Raw genomic sequence first — 20785 nt, 5'->3', positions numbered from 1 at the left:
AGGTGAAGAATTCAATGCAAGTAATGCGTGGCTGGACCGCTCGGTATGCTCCATGGGTCGGTCTGGCGAGCATCCTGGGGGCCGTGGAACCTGCTTCGGCTGGTGCCTACGAAGGCTCGCCCCAGGTTGCCGAATTCGTCGGGGAAATGACCCGGGACTACGGTTTTGCCGGTGAGCAGCTCATGAGCGTGTTCCGCGAAGCCGAGCGCAAGCAAGCAATTCTTGATGCCATTTCGCGACCTGCCGAGCGGGTCAAGCAGTGGAAGGAATACCGCCCGATGTTCATCACCGACGCGCGCATTGCCCGCGGTGTGGACTTCTGGCGCCAGCACGAGGCGGTGTTGGCCCGGGCTGAACAGGAGTACGGAGTACCGGCCCAGGTCATCGTGTCGATCATCGGCGTCGAGACCTTTTTCGGGCGTAATACGGGCAATTATCGGGTGATCGATGCCTTGTCGACCCTGGGCTTCGATTATCCGCCGCGGGCTGAATTCTTCCGCAAGGAGCTGCGCGAGTTCCTGCTGTTGGCGCGCGAAGAACAACTGGATCCGCTGAGTCTCAAGGGCTCCTACGCCGGTGCTATGGGGCTGCCGCAGTTCATGCCGAGCAGCTTCCGGGCCTATGCCGTGGATTTCGATGGCGATGGGCACATCAATATCTGGACCAATCCGGACGATGCCATCGGCAGCGTGGCCAGCTACTTCAAGCGCCATGGTTGGGTCGCCGGCGAGCCGGTGGTCAGTCGCGCCGACGTGCGCGGCGATCGTGTAGATGAGGGCCTGACTACCGGGATCGAGCCGACGAAGACCGTCGGGGAGTTGCGAGCCCTGGGCTGGTCGAGTCATGATGCGCTGCGCGATGATATGCCGGTTACTGCTTTCCGCCTGGAGGGTGATAACGGTCCGGAATACTGGATGGGTCTGAAGAACTTCTACGCGATCACTCGCTATAATCGCAGCGTGATGTATGCCATGGCCGTACATCAGCTGTCTGAACAGCTGGTCCAAGCACGGGGCGTCAAGTAATGCTGGCAATGCCAATCTGCAAACCCCTGAAGCTGCTGGCTTTTGCCGCATTGTCGCTGTTGGTGGCCAGTTGCTCGACGAGCCGCGCGCCACAGCAGAAACCCACCAATACCGTGCGTTCGATGCCGGGCCTGGATATCAATCGCGCCCACAAGGATGGCGCGCCCTGGTGGGATGTCGATGTATCGCGCATTCCCGATGCCACGCCAACCCTGCACACCGGCCCGTACAAGGCCAATCCCTATACGGTACTGGGCAAGACCTACTTCCCGATCCAGGAGTCCAAGAGCTACGTGGCGTCGGGCACGGCTTCCTGGTACGGCACCAAGTTCCACGGCCAGAACACCGCCAATGGCGAGGTCTATGATTTGTACGGCATGAGTGCCGCGCACAAGACACTGCCATTGCCCAGCTATGTACGGGTGACCAACCTGGACAACAACCGCAGCGTGATCCTGCGGGTCAACGACCGGGGGCCGTTCTATTCAGACCGGATCATCGACCTGTCTTATGCGGCGGCCAAGAAGCTCGGTTATGCCGAGACCGGGACTGCTCGAGTCAAGGTCGAGGGCATCGATCCTCAGCAATGGTGGGCCCAGCGTGGCCGTCCGGCGCCTTTGATGCTCAACGAGCCGCAAGTGGCGCAGAATAGCGCGCCGGTGATCACCAGTTCGGCCGGTACGGTCGAGCAGTGGACTCCGCCACCGCAGCAACATGCGGCCGCGGTGGTTCCTGTACAGGTCAAGAACGGTTCTGCGGCCGCTTCCGGCCAGTACCTGCAGGTAGGCGCCTTCGCCAATCCGGATGCGGCCGAGCTGTTGAGGTCGAAGTTGAGTTCAATGGTGAGCGCCCCGGTGTTCATCAGTTCGATCGTACGTAATCAGCAGACGCTGCACCGGGTACGCCTGGGGCCGTTCGGATCGCCGGGAGAAACCCAGCAAGCGCAGAATAGCGTGCGCCTGGCCAACCTGGGTCAGGCGAGCGTGGTCACTGCAGAGTAGGGACGCTGAGAAATGATGGTTCGCTTGCGGTACTGGGGGGCGATCCTGGTTGTTGGCTCGTCGTACAACAAAAGCCCGGCAAGGGTCAGTGAGTGAACAACGTTACACGCGACAGCCCTTTAGACGGTTGTCTGAAATAATTTTGCCCCTGGGGCAAGTTTCCATTAGCGACTTCGAGAGACGGATGAACATCACCACCTTTGCCAAACGCCTGTGCCTGCTTGTCCCGCTGATCATCACGCCCGCCGCCTGGGCGGTAGAGGCGATGCCGTCGCCACCGCAGCTGGCCGCCAAATCCTATGTGCTCATGGATGCCAGCAGCGGAAACGTGCTGGTGGAGAACAACGGTGACCAGCGCCTGCCGCCGGCCAGCTTGACCAAGCTGATGACCGCCTATATCGCCACCCTGGAAATCCGCCGTGGCCAGATCGGCGAGAACGATCCAGTGACCGTCAGTGAAAACGCCTGGCGTACCGGCGGTTCGCGGATGTTCATCAAGGTGGGGTCGCAAGTCTCCGTCAGCGACCTGCTGCACGGCATCATCATCCAGTCGGGCAACGACGCCAGCGTGGCGATTTCCGAGCATATCGCCGGTAGCGAAGACGCCTTCGCCGACATGATGAACAAGACTGCCGGCGACCTGGGCATGAGCAACAGCCACTTCATGAACCCGACCGGCCTGCCGAACCCCGAGCATTACTCGTCGGCCCATGACATGGCGTTGCTGGCCCGCGCGATCATCCATGAAGACCCGGCTCACTATGCGATCTACTCGCAGAAGGAGTTCTTCTGGAACGGTATCAAGCAGCCTAACCGCAACCTGTTGCTGTGGCGTGACAAGACCGTCGATGGCCTGAAGACCGGCCACACGGACGAAGCGGGCTATTGCATGGTGTCCTCGGCGGTACGTGATGGCATGCGCCTGATCGCCGTGGTATTCGGTACCAACAGCGAACAGGCCCGCGCAGCCGAGACCCAGAAGCTTCTGACCTACGGTTTCCGCTTCTTCGAAACCCAGACCTTCTACCAGAAGGGCACCGAACTGGCCCAGGCGCCGGTCTGGAAGGGCACGACCCATCAAGTCAAGGCCGGCCTGGCCGAAGACCTGACCATGACCATGCCCAAGGGCCAGCTGAAGAAGCTGGCAGCCAGCATGACCATGAACCCGCAGCTGGTCGCTCCGATCGCCAAGGGTGACGTGATCGGTAAGGTCGAAGTGAAACTGGACGATAAAGTGGTGCACAGCGCCGACCTGATCGCTCTGGACGCGGTCGAGGAAGGTGGTATCTTCCGTCGCATGTGGGATAGCATCCGTCTATTCTTCTACGGCTTGTTCAACTGATATTGTCGACCTGCATGGCCCTCGCTCCCTAGTGGTGCGGGGGCCATGTCCGTCGCCACGGCTTACGAGGCCGTTACTGCCATGACAGACACTGACGTTAAGTCGCACAAGATTGAATTCCCCGTCGATGACTATCCGATCAAGGTGATCGGTGACACGGTCGTCGGCTTCAAGGACACCGTGATCGAGATCCTTGCCAAGTACGCCACCCTGGACATCAAGTCCCTGGCCGAGCGCCAGAGCAGCAATGGCAAGTACACCACTGTACAACTGCACATCACCGCCACCGGTGAAGACCAACTGCGTGATATCAATAGTGCCCTGCGTGCTACCGGTGTCGTCCACATGGTGCTGTGATGTCGCAGACGCTGGGCTTTCGTGAGCTTGGCCTGATGGCCTATGAGCCGGTCTGGCAGGCCATGCAGCGCTTCACCAACCAACGCGGTACCGAGGCACCGGACGAAGTCTGGCTGGTGCAGCATCCTCCGGTCTTTACCCAGGGGCAGGCCGGCAAGGCCGAGCATCTGCTGGTGCCGGGCGATATTCCCGTGGTGCAGGCTGATCGTGGTGGCCAGGTGACTTATCACGGGCCTGGCCAGTTGGTGGCTTATCTCTTGCTGGATGTGCGCAGGCTGGGTTTCGGCGTACGTGAACTGGTCAGCCGCATGGAGCGTTGCCTGATCGATTTACTGGCCAGCTACGGCGTTTCGGCGGCGGCCAAGCCCGATGCGCCAGGCGTCTATGTAGACGGGGCGAAAATCGCCTCCCTGGGCTTGCGTATTCGCCACGGCTGCTCCTTCCATGGCCTGGCATTGAACGTGGACATGGACTTGCAGCCGTTCCGACGGATTAACCCCTGTGGTTACGCCGGGTTGGCAATGACCCAGCTGAGCGACCATGCAGGACCGATTGAATTTGCCGAGGTAAGTGCCCGGCTGCGTGCGCAGCTCGTCAAACACCTCGACTATGCTGAGCAGACGACCCTAACGGGCGGAATCGACTGATATGACTACTGCGCAACAAGACGCTGTTCAAACCCTGATCCCGACGCTGGATGTTTCCGAGCGGCCGGCCCGTGCGAAAGTTGAAACCGGCGTCAAGTTGCGCGGTGCAGAGAAGGTCGCGCGTATTCCGGTGAAGATCATCCCGACCACCGAGTTGCCGAAGAAGCCGGACTGGATCCGCGTGCGGATCCCGGTATCGCCAGAGGTCGATCGGATCAAGCAGTTGCTGCGCAAGCACAAGCTGCATAGCGTCTGCGAAGAGGCATCCTGCCCGAACCTGGGTGAGTGTTTCTCTGGTGGTACCGCGACGTTCATGATCATGGGCGATATCTGCACCCGCCGTTGCCCCTTCTGTGATGTTGGCCATGGTCGTCCAAAACCCCTGGATGTCGATGAGCCGGTGAACCTGGCCGTGGCCATCGCCGACCTGCGCCTGAAGTATGTGGTAATCACCTCTGTGGACCGCGACGACCTGCGCGACGGCGGTGCCCAGCACTTTGCCGACTGCATCCGCGAAATCCGCAAGCTGTCGCCAAATGTGCAATTGGAAACCCTGGTCCCCGACTATCGCGGCCGCATGGACATCGCCCTGGAAATTACCGCGGCCACTCCACCGGATGTGTTCAACCACAACCTGGAAACCGTACCGCGCCTGTACAAGGCCGCGCGCCCGGGTTCGGATTACCAGTGGTCGTTGACCCTGCTGCAGAAGTTCAAGCAGCTGGTGCCTCACGTGCCGACCAAGTCAGGCTTGATGCTGGGCCTGGGTGAGACCGACGACGAAGTCATCGAAGTGATGAAGCGCATGCGCGAGCATGACATCGACATGCTGACCCTTGGCCAGTACCTGCAGCCGTCGCGTAACCACCTGCCGGTGCAGCGTTTCGTGCACCCGGACACCTTCGCCTGGTTCGCCGAGGAAGGCTATCGGATGGGCTTCAAGAACGTGGCATCCGGCCCGCTGGTGCGTTCCTCGTACCACGCCGACGAACAAGCGAAGCTGGCCAAAGAAGGCCTGGTTTCCTGATTCGTTCCGCCCGCAAGAGCTGATTCTTGCGGGCGGTCTACCGATCCCCCTCCTTTGTGTCTCTGGCGGGCGATTTCCCCTTCTGTTTCCTGGCATTCATGGCTACTGTGCTTGAGTGAACTCACACAGGGAGACTCTGCATGCCCACTCAACCGACTGCTGCTCTTCATGCCCATCTGCCAGTTCCGGCATTGGCAGCCGAAGGCGTCATCGGCCTTATCGCGCCGGCTGGCCCGGCGGCGCTGGATACTGAAAAAGCCCTTCAATGGATGCGCTCCAGAGGGTATGGGCTGCGAATCTTTCCCGGGGTAGGGCAGCAGGATGGCTATTTGGCCGGTAGTGATGAGGTGCGCCTGCACGACCTGCATGCAGCCTTCGCCGATACCGAAGTCGACGCGATCCTGTGTTTGCGTGGGGGGTATGGCAGCCCGCGACTGCTGGACAAGATCGATTTCGACCTGCTGCGCCGACATCCCAAGCCTTTCATCGGCTACAGCGATATCACGGCGCTGCATCTGGCGATAAATCGTTATGCGGGTTTTGTCAGTTTCCACGGGCCGATGCTCAATGCCGATCTGCTGGGCGGCAAGCAGCCACCGACCGAGGCGTCCCTCTTCAATCTGCTCAGGGGACAGGTCAGGGCGGGCAGTCCGCTGCCTCATCCGGTGGCCTTTGCGCTGACGACCATCGAGCCGGGCATCGCGCAGGGCCCGCTGCTGGGAGGCAACCTATCGATGATCGCCAGCACCCTGGGTACCCCTTACGAAATCGTTACCGATGGCACCATTCTGTTCATCGAGGATGTCAACGAACCGTTGTACCGCATTGACCGCTTGCTCAATCACCTGCGCCTGGCGGGCAAGCTCGACAAGCTACGAGGGGTGTTGGTGGGAGATGTGGCCGGAGTGGATTTCAGCGCGCTCTGCGGGCTGCTCAAGCAGACCTTCGAGCCATTTCGGATTCCCGTGCTGGCTGGGTGGCGCAGTGGTCATTGCGATCCTAACTTGACCTTGCCCATGGGCGCCCTGGTCAAGCTCGACGCAGGGGCCAGGACGTTGACCCTGGCCCAGGACGTGGTCTTCAAGTAGCCAAGGCCTGGCGCAGGGGCTGTCCCTGGCGCCAGGTTGCTGCTCAAGGGTTGCGCAGGCTGTCCAGCAGCTTGCGGGTCGGATAGCCATCTGCGGGCCAGCCCAAGGCTTGCTGGGCACTGCGAATGGCCTTGCGGGTGTTGGCGCCGATGATGCCGTCAGGATTGCCAGCATCATAGTTCCTGGCGCTGAGCAGGGTTTGCAGGTCGATACGCTCGGAGCGACTCAATGGCAATTCGTCTTTGGGCCAGCTGCCACTGATCAGCCCGGTACCGTTGAAGCGTTCGGACAACAGGTTCACCGCCAAGGCATAGGACGATGAGTTGTTGTACTTGAGCACGGCACGGAAGTTATCCAGGATCAGGAAGGCAGGGCCCCGATAGCCCGCAGGCAGCAGCAGTGAAGCCGATAGCTGTTCTGAGCCGTAGGGCAATGCCTGGCCATTGACTGGCCGCATCCCCAGGCGCATCCACTCGGCAACGCTCTTGCGTGTGGAGGCATCGGCCAGGGCATAGTCGAATCCACTGTTGAGCTTGACCTCCAGCCCCCAGGGTTGTCCCTTCTGCCAGCCTGAGCTTTGCAGGTAATGGGCGGTCGAAGCCAGGGCGTCGGCGGGGCTGTTCCAGATATCCCGGCGGCCATCGCCGTCGAAATCCACGGCATGGGTGTTATAGGTGGTGGGGATGAACTGCGTCTGGCCCATGGCGCCGGCCCAGGAGCCCAGCATTTTCTCGGGCTGGATGTCGCCGTGCTGGATGATCTGCAGGGCGGCGATCAGTTGGCTATTGGCAAAGGCTGGGCGCCGGCCTTCATAGGCCAGGGTGGCCAACGAGCGGATCACCGATTTGTTGCCCTGGAAGTCACCGAAGTTGCTTTCCATGCCCCAGACGGCCACGAGGGCCTGGCGGTCCACTCCATAGCGCTGTTCGATCCGTTGCAGGATGTCACTGTACTGGACCAGCAGTGCCTGGCCCTTGCGTACTCGTACTGCGGAGAGGGCTCCATCCAGGTACTCCCATACCGGGCGAGTGAACTCGGGTTGGCTGCGATCGGCCTTGATCACGCTCATGTCCGGGGTGATGCCAGTAAAGGCGCGGTCGAATACCTCGGCACGGATCCCGGCGTTCAAGGCCTCGATGCGAAAGGCTCTGAGCCATTCATCGAACGTCTGGGGGGGCTGGATATCCAGGTTGTCGACGCTCAGTGGCGCGACAGTGGCAGGTGCCGCAATGGGAGCTGCCTGGAGGTTGGGCAGCGGCTGGGCGTCGGCGGCGGTGGGTTTTTCCGCGCAGGCGACCAACAGAATCAGGCTGGAGGCAGCGATCAGTTGGCGTAAGTGCCAACGACGGGGAATACAAGAGGGCATGCACAGGTCCAGAGTGAATAACAATCAGGTGCAGACCTTATCATGCCAATGGGGTCCTGGGCTTCAAGCAGCCAGAAAGTAAGAAGCCTCCCAGCTTTTAGACTGGAAGGCTTCGCGGCGGTAGCTGCCTTTGCCCTTGGCCGGGCGTTCCTGGCGGCTGCGGAACAGTGGTTGGGCAATGATGGATTTGGCCTTGTTGGGACCATGCTTGGATGGCTTGCTCATGGAGAGCCTCGCTGGCTGGGTGGGTTGTGCGGCGCAGATCATCGGCCAGAGCGCTGCCGCTGTCCAGTGCTCTTTAGTTCGGGCGAGGTCAACAGGCCTGTTTACTCGGCAGGCAAGGCCAGGCGCTGGCCGGCCATCAGGAGCGACAGGCGGCTCAGGCTGCTCCAGGCGGAACCACTGGCCTGGCCCTTGATCTGGGCATCGATGCGCTGTGCATCGAGTAGCAACTGGCCCCAGCGCTGCGCAGAGTAGCGTTGCAGGGCTTTGCTCATCAGCGGCTTGCGCTTGTCCCAGACAGGAGGCCGGGCTTGGCTGAAAACCTTGTCCAACGGCACTCCCTGGCTGAATTGCAGCGCCAGGTTGGCCAGCAGTCGCAACTCCCGGGACAAGGCCCAGAGAATCACTGGAGGTTCCACGCCTTCGCCCTTGAGTCCTTCGAGCATGCGCAAGGCATGAGCGGCTTCACCATTGAGGATCGCATCGACCAGGCCGAACACATCGAAGCGTGCGCTATCGGCCACGGCAGCCTGGACCGTTTCAACGGTGATCTGCCCGCCTTCGGCCATCAGCTTGAGCTTTTCTATTTCCTGGGCCGCAGCCAACAGGTTGCCTTCGACCCGGGCGGCAATCAGTTCCACTGCATCCTGGCTGGCCGATAACCCTGCTTGCGACAGGCGTTGGCGGATCCACTGTGGTAGCTGGTTGGCATCCACGGGCCAGATCTGGATGAACTGGGTCTGGTTTCCTTCGACCAGGGCTTTGCCCCACTTGGTTTTCTGTGCGCTACCGTCGAGCTTGGGCAGGCTGATCAACAGCACCGTGTCTTCGGCGGGGCGCGAGCAGTACTCGATCAGCGCAGCGGCGCCCTTATCCCCGGGCTTGCCCGAAGGCAGGCGCAGTTCAAGCAGGCGTTTTTGCGCAAACAGCGACATGCTGGCACCGGCTTGCAGCAGGCTACCCCAGTCGAAGTTGGCGTCGGCACTGAATACCTGGCGCTCATCGAAGCCCTGCTGGCGTACGGCAGAGCGAATGGCGTCGGCAGCTTCCTGGCACAGCAGCGGGTCGTCGCCACTGATCACATAGACCGGAGCGAGGGTGCCTTGCAGGTGTTTGCCGAGTTGGGCGGGAGCGAGTTTCATAGGCGTGGGTCGGTGGGGCGCCGAAGCGCCCCACAAGGCTTACTGGTTGGGCAGTTCCATTGGCGACTGTCGCGGGGTTTCCGCTTCAGCCTTGCGTGCTGCTTCCAGGGCCTGGGCTTCTGCCTTGGCTTTGGCTTCGGCGGTGGCCTGGAGCTTGGCCAACTGATCAGGCGTCAGCAACTGCAGGCGGATCAGCATGCGCTGGACCAGGTCGCGGCGCATTTCCTGGTAGGTCTGGGACGACTCCTGGCCTGAACCGGTGATGTTGTTGCCGTCATGAACGAAGACTTTCTGTACTTCCAGCTTGTCGCTCAGCATGGACAGGTTGTCGTGAGTCAGGATTTCGTAGCTCAGCTTGGTACTGATTTCATACTCGGCAGAGTTGCCACCGCCGCTATAGCTCAGGGTGCGTTGGGAGTTCTGTTCGTTCACCAGTACCAATTTGTAAGGTGCGCCGGCATGGACCTGTACGCCACTGTTTTCCAGTTGCTGTTGCAGCAATTTAACAGTCGGGCCGTAGGCGTCCCGAGCGCTCAGGTCGAGCTCCTTGATGGTCAGCTCCTGGGTTCCTGTACCACGCAGATGGAAGCCACAGGCGCTCAGCACCAGGGCCATGCCCATCACCAGAAGGTTACGTTTGATCATGTCTTGCTCCCCTTGAAACCATATGGGCCCGCCTGGCGGCCCGGAAGGTCTTGTTCGGCACCCGGTCCCGGACCGGGTGCCTGATCCAATTAGCTGGCGACGATATTGACCAGTTTGCCTGGCACCACGATGACCTTGCGGATGGTCAGTCCATCGGTGAAGCGCAGCACGTTCTCGTTGGCGCGTGCAGCGGCCTCGACCTCTTCACGACTGGCGCTGGCCGGCATCTCGATCTGACCGCGCAGCTTGCCGTTGACTTGGATCACCAGTTGCAGGCTGTCCTGGACCAGGGCGCTTTCGTCCACGGCTGGCCAACCGGCGTCGATGACTGCGCCGGCCTGACCCAGCTCGGTCCACAGTTCGTGGCTGATGTGTGGCGTGATCGGAGCCAGCAGCAGGGTGACGGCTTCCAGGCCTTCCTGCAGCAGGGCGCGGTCCTGTTCAGTGGCTTGTGGGGCTTTCTCCAGCACGTTCATCAAAGTCATCACCTGGGCGATGGCGGTGTTGAACTTGTGGAACTGGCCTACATCGGTGCTGGCTTGCTTGATCGCAGCGTGGATCGCACGACGGATGACCTTCTGTGCGTCGTCCAGTGCGGCGATATCCAGCTTGCCCGGCAGGCCCTGGCCAACATGGTTTTGTGCCAGGCGCCAGACGCGACGCAGGAAGCGGCTTGCCCCCTCGACGCCGGAATCGGACCACTCCAGGCTCATGTCGGGCGGCGAGGCGAACATCATGAACAGGCGGCAGGTGTCGGCGCCGTACTGGTCGATCATCGCCTGAGGATCAACGCCATTGTTCTTGGACTTGGACATCTTCTCGGTGCCGCCGATCTCCACCGGCAAGCCGTCGGTCTTCAGGCGTGCGCCGATGATCTTGGCCTTGGCATCGCGCTCGATTTCGACGTCGGCCGGATTGAACCAGTCCTTGCCGCCATTGCTGGCCACGCGGTAGTAGGTCTCGGCGACCACCATGCCCTGGGTCAACAGGTTCTTGAAGGGCTCGTTGGAGGTGACCAGGCCCTCATCGCGCATCAGCTTGTGGAAGAAGCGTGCGTACAACAGGTGCAGGATCGCGTGTTCGATGCCGCCGATGTACTGGTCGACCGGCAGCCAATGGTTGGCGGCCTTCGGATCGACCATGCCACCTTCGTAGTTCGGCGAGGCGTAGCGGGCGAAGTACCAGGACGACTCGACGAAGGTGTCCATGGTGTCGGTTTCGCGCTTGGCCGCAGTACCGCATTTCGGGCAGCTGCATTCGTAGAACTCGGGCATGCGCGCCAGCGGCGAGCCAGCGCCGTCCGGCACCACGTCTTCCGGCAGCTTGACCGGCAGTTGATCTTCCGGCACCGGGACGTCGCCACAGGATGGGCAATGGATGATCGGGATCGGGCAGCCCCAGTAGCGCTGGCGGCTGATGCCCCAGTCGCGCAGGCGGAACTGGGTGCGAGACTTGCCCAGCTCCTTGCGGATCAGCGCGGCCTCGATGGCGTCGAATGCGCCGGCGAAATCCAGGCCATCGAACTCGCCGGAGTTGATCAACTGGCCGTGCTCGCCATAGGCGGCCTGCCACTCGCTGCCGACTTCATCACCAGCGCTGGTGCGCACCACGGCCTTGATCGGCAGCTGGTACTTCTGGGCAAACTCGAAATCACGCTCGTCGTGCGCCGGAACAGCCATCACCGCGCCGTCGCCGTAGTGCATCAACACGTAGTTGGCGACCCAGACCGGCAGTTTTTCACCGGTCAGCGGGTGCTCGACCAGCAGGGAAGTGGCCATGCCTTTCTTTTCCTGGGTGGCCATGTCGGCTTCGGCAACGCTGCCGTTCTTGCATTCTTCGATGAACGCCTGCAATGCAGGGTTGCCCTGGGCTGCCTGGGTGGCCAGCGGGTGCTCCGCGGCCACGGCAACGTAGGTTGCACCCATCAGGGTGTCAGGGCGGGTGGTGAAGACTTTCAGTGTGCCTTCGTGACCGATGCTGGCCTGGTCATAGGGGAACTGCACTTCCATGCCGCGGGACTTGCCGATCCAGTTGCGCTGCATGGTCTTGACCTGCTCGGGCCAGCCGGGCAGGTCGTCGAGGCTTTGCAGCAGTTCTTCGGCATAGTCGGTGATGCGGAAGTAGTACATCGGGATTTCGCGCTTCTCGATCAGCGCGCCGGAACGCCAGCCGCGGCCGTCGATGACTTGCTCGTTGGCCAGTACGGTCTGGTCGGCCGGGTCCCAGTTCACGGTCCCGTTCTTGCGGTAGATCACGCCCTTTTCGAACAGGCGCGTGAACAACCACTGCTCCCAGCGGTAGTAGTCCGGCTTGCAGGTAGTGACTTCCCGGGACCAGTCCACCGCCAGACCCAGGCTACGCAGCTGGCTCTTCATGTAGGCGATGTTTTCGTAGGTCCATTTGGCCGGAGCGACGTTGTTCTTCATCGCGGCGTTTTCCGCCGGCATGCCGAAAGCATCCCAACCCATGGGTTGCAGGACGTTCTTGCCGAGCATGCGCTGGTAGCGGGCGATCACGTCGCCGATGGTGTAGTTGCGCACGTGCCCCATGTGTAGCTTGCCGCTCGGGTACGGGAACATCGATAGGCAGTAGTAAGTCTCCTGGCCTGGCTGTTCGCTGACTTCAAACGACTTTTGCGCGTCCCAGAACGACTGGGCGGCGGCTTCGATTTCACGGGGTTGGTAATGTTCGTGCATGGCTACTTTATGTATTGGATAAGGGTGGCCTAATCCTCTTCAACGCAACGTCGGGTGATGAAGGCGCCGGGATAAGGCGTTTTTCACTGCCCGATTGAGCTGGAAGTGGAGTTACAGGAAGCGTCGTAGCATACATGACCGTGCTCTACCGAGGGAAACCCTGATTACGCAGGCGGGCCGTTGGTCGCGGCAGCGCGTTGCCTGCGGCTGCCCGACTAAGCTCAAAAAGGGGAGTGAGTCTTATCTTCAATGAGGTGAACGGATGCTTGAGTCGCAGCGCAAAGCAACAGATACGGAGGTGTACGAACGGCTGCTGAATCGATTGGCTCTGGCCCTGGACGCGGCAAGAACCGCGGATCGGTTGCGCGACGAGCGCGCCGTCGAGTTGGAATTGCGGGGCTTGAGCCCTGCGGAGCTCGAACTGATCAAGGCCTATCTGGCTCGCAGTCAACGTGACATGCAGATCAATGCTTTGGGCAGTCTGCAGCAACAGGGCGCGCCCCGTTCGGCCGAGATCATCTGGCTGAAGGACCAGGCGCCGGTACGGGATCAGCTGAAAGTCCGGTCCCGGCAGTTCAAGTAGGCCCCATGGGCCCTTCATTGGGCGATAAAGGTCGTTGTCGAGGACCTTGCAAGCGAAAGTGGTTGGTATTGGTTGTTGCCGGACAGGCATCCCCTATAGGCTTCGGGCATCTTTTGGAGATGCTCGATGCCTTTTCGCTATTTCATCAAACAGTTACTGCTGCCCCCCGGTATTCTCCTGCTTCTGCTTCTGCTCGCCTGGCTATTGCGCCGCTCCAGGCCGCGGCTGGCGCGCTGCTGCTTTGTCCTGGGGCTGGGTGGTTTCTGGCTGATGAGCCTGCCAGTGATGGTGGAGTGGGGGGCTCGTGCCCTGGAGCAATTGCCTGCGTTGCCACAGAGCCAGTGGGCCAGCCTGGCCGGGCAGGCAGATGCAATCGTGGTCCTGGGCTCCGGTCGCGAGCGCGGTGACCCGGCCTGGGGTAGCGACCAGCCTACCGGCGTGGGCCTGGAGCGTGAGCGTTATGCTGCGCGCCTGGCCAAGGCCTCAGGCCTGCCGGTGCTGACCAGTGGCGGCCTGCACTACGGCACGCCACCTACCGAAGCGGCACTCATGGCAGAGTCATTGCTCAATGATTTTGGGGTGACAGTGCGCTGGCAAGAGGGGCGTAGCCGCACGACCTGGGAGAATGCCCAGTTCACTGCCGAAGTCTTGCAGCCCCTGGGGATCAAGCGCGTGGTGGTGGTGACCCAGGCCTGGCATATGCCGCGCTCGGCCTGGAGTTTCGAGCGTGCGGGGTTCGTGGTGGTGCCGGCGCCGGTGGGTTTCCTGGGAGTGGACAATGCCCGGCCACTGGGCGGCTGGATGCCGGAGTTCAAGTCCATCTGGCAAAGTGGCCAGTTGCTCAATGAAGCGGCGGGCCAATTGGGTTACCGGCTTTTCTACCGTTGAGGGCCGGCTCCCCAGGAGCCGGCTGGATCAAAGGTATCAGACGGTCTTGGCGATGCGGCTGGTCAGCAGCGCCCAGCCAAACAGCAGGGCGCACAGCACGATCAGTGGCCACGAACGCCAATGCAGGTAGGGCGTCAGGTTGTGCATGGGCACGACTTCGCCGTAGAGGATGCCGCGTTCGAACTGGGGGATCTGCGCGGTGATCTTGCCGAATGGATCGATCAGGCCGGTAACGCCGTTATTGGTAGCGCGGATCATCCAGCGACCAGCCTCCAGGGCCCGCATCTGGGCCATTTGCAGATGTTGCAAGGGGCCGATGGAGGTGCCGAACCAAGTGTCGTTGCTGATGGTCAGCAACAGGTCGCTGCGAGCCGACAGGCCAGCGGCGAACTCGGGATAGACCACTTCGTAGCAGATGAATGGCGCAATCTGATAGCCCTTGGCCTGCAGCAATGGCTGGTCGGCTGGACCGCGGGCGAAGTCGGACATTGGCAGGTCGAAGAAGTCGATCAGCCCACGCAGCACCTCTTGTAGCGGTACGTACTCGCCGAAGGGCACCAGTTTTTGCTTGAGGTAGGTGCCATCACCTTCGCCGGTGACGGTGATGCCATTGAAAAAGCGTTTCTCATGGTGCACCAGTTGGCGTACCGGAACCCCGGTAATCAGCGCGGAGTGACGATCGGCGGCAAAGTTGCCCATCATCGCCAGGTAGCCTTCGGCGGACTCCTTGAGCACGGGCACGGCGGTTTCCGGCCAGACCAGCAGATCCACGCGCTTGCTGCTCATGCTCATGTCGCGGTACAGCGCCAGCTGGGCGTTGAGCTGCGCCGGGTCCCACTTCATGCTTTGCTCGATATTGCCCTGGATGGCCGCTACCGACAGCGGGTCTCCCGATGGGCTGGTCCAGGCATGGCCCTTGAGCGCCAGGCCGATTGCCCAGGGTGCTGCCAGCAGCACCAGGCCGGCGGCGATGAACCCTTTACGCCCATTCCTGGCCAGGCGTGGCAGGTTGTAGAGCAGCGCGGCAGTCAGGGCCAGGGCAAAGGAAATCAGCCAGATACCGCCCAGGGGCGCCAATCCAGCCAGCGGGCCGTCGAGCTGGCTGTAGCCGGAGTAGAGCCAGGGGAAACCGGTGAGGAACCAACCGCGGAAGGCTTCCTGGCCCACCCATAGGGCGGCGAATGCCAGGGCGTCGGCCAGAGGCGCTTCGTTGCGCCGTAGCCAGCGGGCCCAGAGCCAGGCGGGCAGAGCGAAGAACCAGGCAATGGCGGCGATGAACGCCAGCATCAGCAGGCCGGCAAGCAAGGCTGAAGCGCCACCGTAGGTATGAATACTGACGTAGATCCAGCTGGTGCCGGCGCCGAACAGGCCGAAGCCGAAGCACCAGCCTCGACCCAGCGCCTGGCGCGGAGTCAGTTCCCGCAGGCCGGCGTAGAACAAGCCGACCGCCAGCAGTGCCAGCGGCCAGATATCGTAGGGGGCCAGGGCCAGGGTGGTAATCGCGCCAGCTACCATGGCCAGTAGGTTGCCGGGCCAGCCGGGGCGTGTCGAGCGCTGCAAGAGGCGTTTCATCAGCTCTTTCCTGTGTCGCGTCGGGCATGGCGCGAGGAGTGGGTTCGGGTTGATTCGGATGAGCGTCGAGACACGCAGCACTCCACGACCGACCTGCCCCGCAAGATCAGCACCCCAAGACCGGTTTTTCGGGCTTGGGGCGCTGGTCCATGCGGGGCAGGTCGGTGACCTCTGTTCCTCAGCGGGAAACGGGGGTCAGGCGCAGCAGATGGATCCGTCGGCTATCGGCATTGAGTACGCGGAAGCGATAGGCGCCGATTTCAGTGATTTCGTTGCGTTTTGGCAAGTGGCCGAAGGCACTCATTACCAGGCCGCCCACGGTATCGAACTCGTCATCGGAGAAGTCACTGTCGAAAAACTCGTTGAAGTTCTCGATCGGTGTCAGCGCCTTGATCAGGAAGTCGCCGCTGGGCAGGGGCTTGATGTAGCTGTCTTCCTCGACGTCATGCTCGTCCTCGATGTCGCCGACGATCTGCTCCAGCACGTCCTCGATGGTCACCAGGCCCGCCACGCCGCCGTATTCGTCGATGACGATGGCCATGTGGTTATGGTTGGCGCGGAACTCGCGCAGCAGCACGTTCAGGCGCTTGGACTCCGGCACGAAGGTGGCGGGGCGCAGCAGGTCCTTGATGTTGAAGCTGTCGCCGTTCTCCTTGAGGATCAGCGGCAGCAGGTCCTTGGCCAGGAGGACGCCCATCACGTCGTCATGGCTTTCGCCGATCACCGGGTAGCGCGAGTGCGCAGAGTCGATGACCGCGGGCAGGAATTCCCGGGGGGTCTGGGTCGCCTTGATGCTGATCATCTGCGAGCGCGGGACCATGATGTCCCGGACTTGCAGGTCAGCCACCTGGATGGCGCCTTCGACGATGGCCAGCGCTTCGCTGTCCAGCAATTTGTTCTGATGGGCTTCGCGCAGCAGCTCCAGCAGCTCCTGGCGGTTTTTCGGCTCATGGGCAAAAGCCTGGGTCAGTTTGCCCAGCCATGACTTTTGCCCGTTGCTCGATCGATCTTCGCTCATAGCGATTGCTCTGAATCCTTAGGTTGTTACAAGTGGATGTTGATCAGTCTTCGTCATCGGCATAAGGGTCGGGATGACCCAATTCTGCAAGCAACGTTCGTTCCAGTGCTTCCATTTCCTCGGCTTCTTCGTCATCTATGTGGTCGTAGCCCAGCAGATGCAAGCAGCCGTGGATCACCAGGTGGGCCCAATGGGCCTCGAGTGCCTTGCCTTGCTCGGCCGCTTCGCGCTCGACCACCGGGATGCAGATCACCAGGTCTCCCAGCAGTGGGATATCCAGCAGTTCATCCGGCACTTCCGCGGGAAATGACAGCACATTGGTGGCGTAATCTTTATGACGCCAGGTGTGGTTCAGCTCGCGGCCTTCGGCTTCGTCCACCAGGCGGATGGTCAGTTCCGAATCAGCGGTGCGTTGGCGCAGGGCCAGCTCGCACCACTGGCGAAACTGTTCATCGCTGGGGGCCGGCTGTTGGCTGGCGCGCTGCAGGTCGAGCTCAAGCATCGTGGCGGTTGCCCCTGTCGGCAGCGGTCTTGGCGGCTTCGTCGGCACTGAGCAGTTCAAAGCGCTCGTAGGCTTCGACGATGCGTTGCACCAGTGGATGGCGCACCACGTCCTTGGGCATGAAATGAGTGAAGCTGATTCCCGGTACGTCGCCAAGCACCTTGATCACATGGGCCAGGCCAGACTTGGTGCCCTTGGGCAGGTCGACCTGGGTGATGTCGCCGGTGATCACCGCGGTGGAGCCGAAGCCGATCCGGGTGAGGAACATCTTCATTTGTTCCACGGTGGTGTTCTGGCTTTCGTCGAGGATGATGAAGCTGTTGTTCAGGGTACGGCCGCGCATGTAGGCCAAGGGCGCGATCTCGATGACCTGGCGCTCGATCAGCTTGGCCACATGCTCGAAACCGAGCATTTCATACAGCGCGTCGTACAGGGGGCGCAGATACGGGTCGATCTTCTGTGCCAGGTCGCCCGGCAGAAAGCCCAGTTTCTCGCCAGCTTCCACCGCCGGGCGGACCAGCAGGATGCGGCGCACCTGCTCGCGCTCCAGGGCATCCACTGCACAGGCTACCGCCAGGTAGGTCTTGCCGGTGCCAGCTGGGCCGATGCCGAAGTTGATGTCGTTGGCCAGGATTTCCTTGACGTAGCGCTGCTGGTTCAGGCCACGGGGACGGATCATGCCCTTGCGAGTGCGCAGGGCCACCGCGGCATCGGCCACCGAAGGATTGTCCAGCTGTTCCACGGCCGACTCCTGGAGGAACAGGTGCACCAGGTCCGGCGACAGCTCGGTACCCTTGGTTTCCCGGTACAGGCGGCGCAGGAGGTTTTCCGCGGAGGTGGTGTGCTTGGGTTCGCCGATCAGTTCGAACTGGTTGCCGCGATTGCGGATCTCGATCGTCAGGCGCTGCTCGATCAAGCGCAAATGCTCGTCGAACTGCCCGCACAGATTGGCGAAGCGGCGAGCCTCGAAAGGCTCGAGGATGAAACGATGAGGTTCTATGGGTGCGTTCAAGGTCGTTTTTAGCCGCCCAACGGCAATTAAGATGAATTCAAGGATAACGCCAGCAGCCTGGGTGCGAAAGCTCTTATGCGCCGGGGTGGTTGCTGGCGTCTTTCTCCTGTGTTCGACCGATGGAGCCTGGCGGCTCGAAGAGTGCGTGCACTGGAGAGCCAGCTCCGTCCAGGGTCGGGGTCATGGTTTTACGATAGCAGCGAGCCACGCAGTGAGTGAGGCTGCGCCGAGTCGATGTGGACATCGGCGAACTGGCCGATCAGCTTGGGATCATCGCAGCGGAAGTTGACGATTCGATTGTTCTCGGTCCGCCCCTGCAGTTCACCCGGGTCCTTCTTCGAGTAGTCGGTTACCAGGATGCGCTGGGTGGAGCCGACCATCTGTCGGCTGATTTCAAACCCCTGCTGGTTCAGTCGGTGCTGCAAGGCATTGAGGCGCTCTTTCTTCAGTGCCTCGGGAGTATCGTCCGCCAGGTCGGCGGCCGGAGTCCCCGGGCGCTGGCTGTAGACGAAGGAGTAGGAAAAATCGAAGCCCACATCTTCGATGAGCTTCATGGTCTGCTGGAAGTCCTTCTCGGTCTCGCCGGGGAAGCCGACGATGAAGTCCGAGCTGATGCAGATCCCCGGTACCGCAGCGCGCAGCTTGCGCAACTTGGACTTGTACTCCAGGGCGGTATGGTTGCGTTTCATCGCCGCCAGGATACGGTCGGAGCCCGACTGGACCGGCAGGTGCAGGTGTTTCACCAGTTCCGGCACTTCGGCGTGGGCCTGGATCAGGCTGTCGGAGAACTCCAGGGGATGCGAGGTGGTGTAGCGGATCCGCTCGATGCCATCGACGGCGGCCACCACGCGGATCAGTTCGGCCAGGTCCGCTGTACGCCCTTCATGGGTCTGGCCGCGGTAGCCATTGACGTTCTGGCCCAGCAGGGTGACCTCGCGGACGCCGTTTTCCGCCAGGTGGATGATCTCGGCGATCACGTCGTCGAAGGGCCGGCTGACTTCCTCGCCACGGGTGTAGGGCACCACGCAGAAGGTGCAGTATTTGCTGCAACCTTCCATCACCGAGACATAGGCACTGGGGCCGTCGATCCGCGGCTCGGGCAAGTGGTCGAACTTCTCGATCTCAGGGAACGAGACATCCACCTGCGGTAGCTTGGTGACGCGGGCGATATCGATCATTTCCGGCAGGCGGTGCAGGGTCTGTGGGCCGAAGACCACGTCAACGTACGGCGCCCGATCGCGAATGGCCGCGCCTTCCTGGCTGGCTACGCACCCGCCCACGGCGATCACCATTTCCGGGTTGGCCAGTTTCAGCTCGCGCCAACGCCCCAGTTGGGAGTAGACCCGGTCCTGGGCGCGTTCGCGGATGGAGCAGGTGTTGAGCAGGATGACGTCCGCGTCTTCGGCGCGAGCCGTGACTTCCAGGGCCTGGTGTTCACCCAGCAGATCCACCATGCGCGAGCTGTCGTACTCGTTCATCTGGCAACCGTGGGTTTCGATGTAAAGCTTCTTGGCCATGGACGGGTCATCACGTGATTCAAAGAACCGCGCATTATAGGGGCCATGCCTACAGGTTCCTAGGGTTGTGCATCGGGTAGCTATGCTATAGTTCGCGCCCCTTTTTTATCCCCCGATGTACTACCGGCCAACCATGACCAAACGCGAAGCTCCAATCTACAAGGTGATTTTCCTCAACCAGGGCCAGGTGTTCGAGATGTACGCCAAGCAGATCTATCAGAGCGATCTGTGGGGCTTCCTGGAGGTTGAGGAGTTCGTCTTTGGCGAGCGTACGCAGGTGGTGGTCGATCCCAGCGAAGAGAAGCTCAAGGCGCAGTTCGAAGGCGTGGTGCGCAGTTTCGTGCCGATGCATTCGATCGTGCGTATCGACGAAGTGGAGCGCCTGGGTACGCCAAAGATCAGTGAAGCCCGGGGCGTGAGCAACGTCATGCCATTCCCGATGCCGATGCCCGAGAAGTAACGTCGTTCGATAGCGCTTGCGCAAGCGCCTGCCTTTCTTTGCCGGCCAATGGCTGGCAAGGGTTGTCAGGGCAGGGGGGAGAAGGGCGAACGCCCATCGGCGCTCTGCAGTTCGAGCAGGTATTTGCGAAAGATCTGACCCAATACCTGGGTGGCGACTTCCAGCTCGTCGCGCTGCATGTGCTCGGCGACTTCATCGGCAGTATCCAGGGCATCCTCGGCGCCATTGACCGCCGCCATCTTCAAGACGATGTAGGCCTGGACGTTGTTGGCCGGTACGCCTTCGCCATGGAAGAACATGGTGCCCAGCTTGAACTGTGCCTGGGCGTGGCCTTGCAGCGAGGCTTTCTCGAAGTAGCTCAGGGCCTGGTTGAGGTCGCGCGGCGTGGCTTTGCCTTCGTAGTAGAACTCGCCCAGCTCGTATTGCGCCTGTGCATCCCCTTCATCGGCGGCTTTCTGGCACGCAGCGAGCGCCTCGGCTTGTTCCTGGGCCTGGGGATCGAGAGTGCAGCGCCCCAGCGCAGGGATCAACAACGAGTTGCCGCCTGCTTGTGCATGCGCGAGCAGGGGTTGAAGGAGCAACAGGCAGCCCAGTGTCAGGGCGCGGCCGGTGCGGTTCATGGGAATCGACTTACCTCTGAGGGGCGCGCGGCCCAGCGTGGGGCCCAATAAGCGC

At 61.6% G+C, this 20785-nt stretch carries 21 protein-coding genes; 10 read left to right on the top strand and 11 right to left on the bottom strand.

The features are described 5' to 3' along the window. Positions 1-14: 14 nt before the first annotated feature. The 7 genes from mltB to ATY02_RS32570 all read left to right on the top strand — a co-directional run bounded on the left by mltB (position 15) and on the right by ATY02_RS32570 (position 6487). Positions 15-1025, top strand: coding sequence for a lytic murein transglycosylase B (gene mltB, locus ATY02_RS32600; protein WP_068579562.1), 1011 nt, complete (start codon positions 15-17; stop codon positions 1023-1025). After that, on the top strand, positions 1025-2026 hold the full coding sequence (locus ATY02_RS32595) for a septal ring lytic transglycosylase RlpA family protein (protein WP_068579565.1): 1002 nt from the start codon (positions 1025-1027) through the stop codon (positions 2024-2026). Before mltB ends, ATY02_RS32595 begins: the two co-directional genes overlap by 1 nt. 184 nt (positions 2027-2210) lie before the next feature. Beyond that, positions 2211-3368, top strand: a complete 1158-nt coding sequence (locus ATY02_RS32590) for a D-alanyl-D-alanine carboxypeptidase family protein (RefSeq protein WP_068579568.1) — start codon at positions 2211-2213, stop codon at positions 3366-3368. Positions 3369-3449: 81 nt separating this feature from the next. Continuing rightward, entirely contained in the window at positions 3450-3725 is a 276-nt protein-coding gene (locus ATY02_RS32585) for a DUF493 domain-containing protein (RefSeq protein WP_025129297.1), read from the top strand. Beyond that, entirely contained in the window at positions 3725-4372 is a 648-nt protein-coding gene (gene lipB / locus ATY02_RS32580) for a lipoyl(octanoyl) transferase LipB (RefSeq protein ID WP_068579570.1), read from the top strand. Before ATY02_RS32585 ends, lipB begins: the two co-directional genes overlap by 1 nt. Before the next feature lies 1 nt (position 4373). Then, positions 4374-5399: a lipoyl synthase gene (gene lipA, locus ATY02_RS32575; RefSeq protein ID WP_068579572.1), complete on the top strand. Its 1026-nt coding sequence runs from the start codon at positions 4374-4376 to the stop codon at positions 5397-5399. A 140-nt stretch (positions 5400-5539) separates the two neighbouring features. Beyond that, the gene (locus ATY02_RS32570; RefSeq protein ID WP_068579574.1) at positions 5540-6487 is read left to right on the top strand and encodes a S66 peptidase family protein; all 948 of its coding nucleotides are present in this window, start codon (positions 5540-5542) and stop codon (positions 6485-6487) included. Between the two features lie 43 nt (positions 6488-6530). On the opposite strand, the gene ATY02_RS32565 is transcribed toward ATY02_RS32570, so the two are convergent. The 5 genes from ATY02_RS32565 to leuS all read right to left on the bottom strand — a co-directional run bounded on the left by ATY02_RS32565 (position 6531) and on the right by leuS (position 12558). After that, positions 6531-7853, bottom strand: a complete 1323-nt coding sequence (locus ATY02_RS32565; protein ID WP_068579577.1) for a lytic murein transglycosylase — start codon at positions 7851-7853, stop codon at positions 6531-6533. A 63-nt stretch (positions 7854-7916) separates the two neighbouring features. Continuing rightward, positions 7917-8078: an alternative ribosome rescue factor ArfA gene (arfA, locus tag ATY02_RS32560; RefSeq protein WP_007927093.1), complete on the bottom strand. Its 162-nt coding sequence runs from the start codon at positions 8076-8078 to the stop codon at positions 7917-7919. 101 nt (positions 8079-8179) lie between these two features. Then, entirely contained in the window at positions 8180-9217 is a 1038-nt protein-coding gene (holA, locus tag ATY02_RS32555) for a DNA polymerase III subunit delta (RefSeq protein WP_068579593.1), read from the bottom strand. 39 nt (positions 9218-9256) lie between these two features. Then, complete coding sequence (gene lptE, locus ATY02_RS32550) at positions 9257-9862, bottom strand: LPS assembly lipoprotein LptE (RefSeq protein WP_068579595.1); 606 nt, start codon at positions 9860-9862, stop codon at positions 9257-9259. 89 nt (positions 9863-9951) lie between these two features. Then, entirely contained in the window at positions 9952-12558 is a 2607-nt protein-coding gene (gene leuS, locus ATY02_RS32545) for a leucine--tRNA ligase (RefSeq protein WP_068579598.1), read from the bottom strand. A 262-nt stretch (positions 12559-12820) separates the two neighbouring features. Between leuS and ATY02_RS32540 the strand changes: the two genes are divergently transcribed. Both ATY02_RS32540 and ATY02_RS32535 read left to right on the top strand, forming a co-directional pair. Then, entirely contained in the window at positions 12821-13141 is a 321-nt protein-coding gene (locus ATY02_RS32540) for a hypothetical protein (protein ID WP_068579601.1), read from the top strand. Positions 13142-13267: 126 nt separating this feature from the next. Then, positions 13268-14029 (top strand): YdcF family protein, encoded by a 762-nt coding sequence (locus tag ATY02_RS32535; protein WP_068579602.1) that lies wholly within the window; start codon positions 13268-13270, stop codon positions 14027-14029. A 36-nt stretch (positions 14030-14065) separates the two neighbouring features. On the opposite strand, the gene lnt is transcribed toward ATY02_RS32535, so the two are convergent. From lnt to miaB, 5 genes are all read right to left on the bottom strand, one after another. Next, positions 14066-15589, bottom strand: coding sequence for an apolipoprotein N-acyltransferase (gene lnt, locus ATY02_RS32530; protein WP_068579666.1), 1524 nt, complete (start codon positions 15587-15589; stop codon positions 14066-14068). Positions 15590-15779: 190 nt separating this feature from the next. Continuing rightward, a complete protein-coding gene (locus ATY02_RS32525) occupies positions 15780-16619 on the bottom strand; it encodes an HlyC/CorC family transporter (RefSeq protein ID WP_068579604.1) in 840 nt (279 codons plus the stop codon). A 43-nt stretch (positions 16620-16662) separates the two neighbouring features. Further along, positions 16663-17121: an rRNA maturation RNase YbeY gene (gene ybeY / locus ATY02_RS32520; protein WP_068579606.1), complete on the bottom strand. Its 459-nt coding sequence runs from the start codon at positions 17119-17121 to the stop codon at positions 16663-16665. Further along, positions 17114-18133 carry a PhoH family protein gene (locus ATY02_RS32515; protein ID WP_068579607.1) on the bottom strand — a complete coding sequence of 340 codons (1020 nt, stop codon included), beginning with the start codon at positions 18131-18133 and terminating at the stop codon, positions 17114-17116. The genes ybeY and ATY02_RS32515 overlap by 8 nt, the downstream gene beginning before the upstream one ends. Before the next feature lie 188 nt (positions 18134-18321). Continuing rightward, a complete protein-coding gene (gene miaB / locus ATY02_RS32510; RefSeq protein ID WP_068579610.1) occupies positions 18322-19650 on the bottom strand; it encodes a tRNA (N6-isopentenyl adenosine(37)-C2)-methylthiotransferase MiaB in 1329 nt (442 codons plus the stop codon). A 133-nt stretch (positions 19651-19783) separates the two neighbouring features. On the opposite strand from miaB, the gene ATY02_RS32505 reads away from it, so the two are divergent. Beyond that, the gene (locus ATY02_RS32505; RefSeq protein ID WP_007927079.1) at positions 19784-20110 is read left to right on the top strand and encodes a DUF1820 family protein; all 327 of its coding nucleotides are present in this window, start codon (positions 19784-19786) and stop codon (positions 20108-20110) included. Between the two features lie 65 nt (positions 20111-20175). On the opposite strand, the gene ATY02_RS32500 is transcribed toward ATY02_RS32505, so the two are convergent. After that, positions 20176-20730: a tetratricopeptide repeat protein gene (locus tag ATY02_RS32500; RefSeq protein ID WP_068579613.1), complete on the bottom strand. Its 555-nt coding sequence runs from the start codon at positions 20728-20730 to the stop codon at positions 20176-20178. Between the last annotated feature and the right edge of the window lie 55 nt (positions 20731-20785).

The organism is Pseudomonas sp. BIOMIG1BAC (assembly GCF_001705995.2).
Classification (GTDB): domain Bacteria; phylum Pseudomonadota; class Gammaproteobacteria; order Pseudomonadales; family Pseudomonadaceae; genus Aquipseudomonas; species Aquipseudomonas sessilinigenes.
The sequence above is the reverse complement of the archived record's forward strand: the minus strand, read 5'-3'. Positions and strand labels throughout refer to the sequence as shown.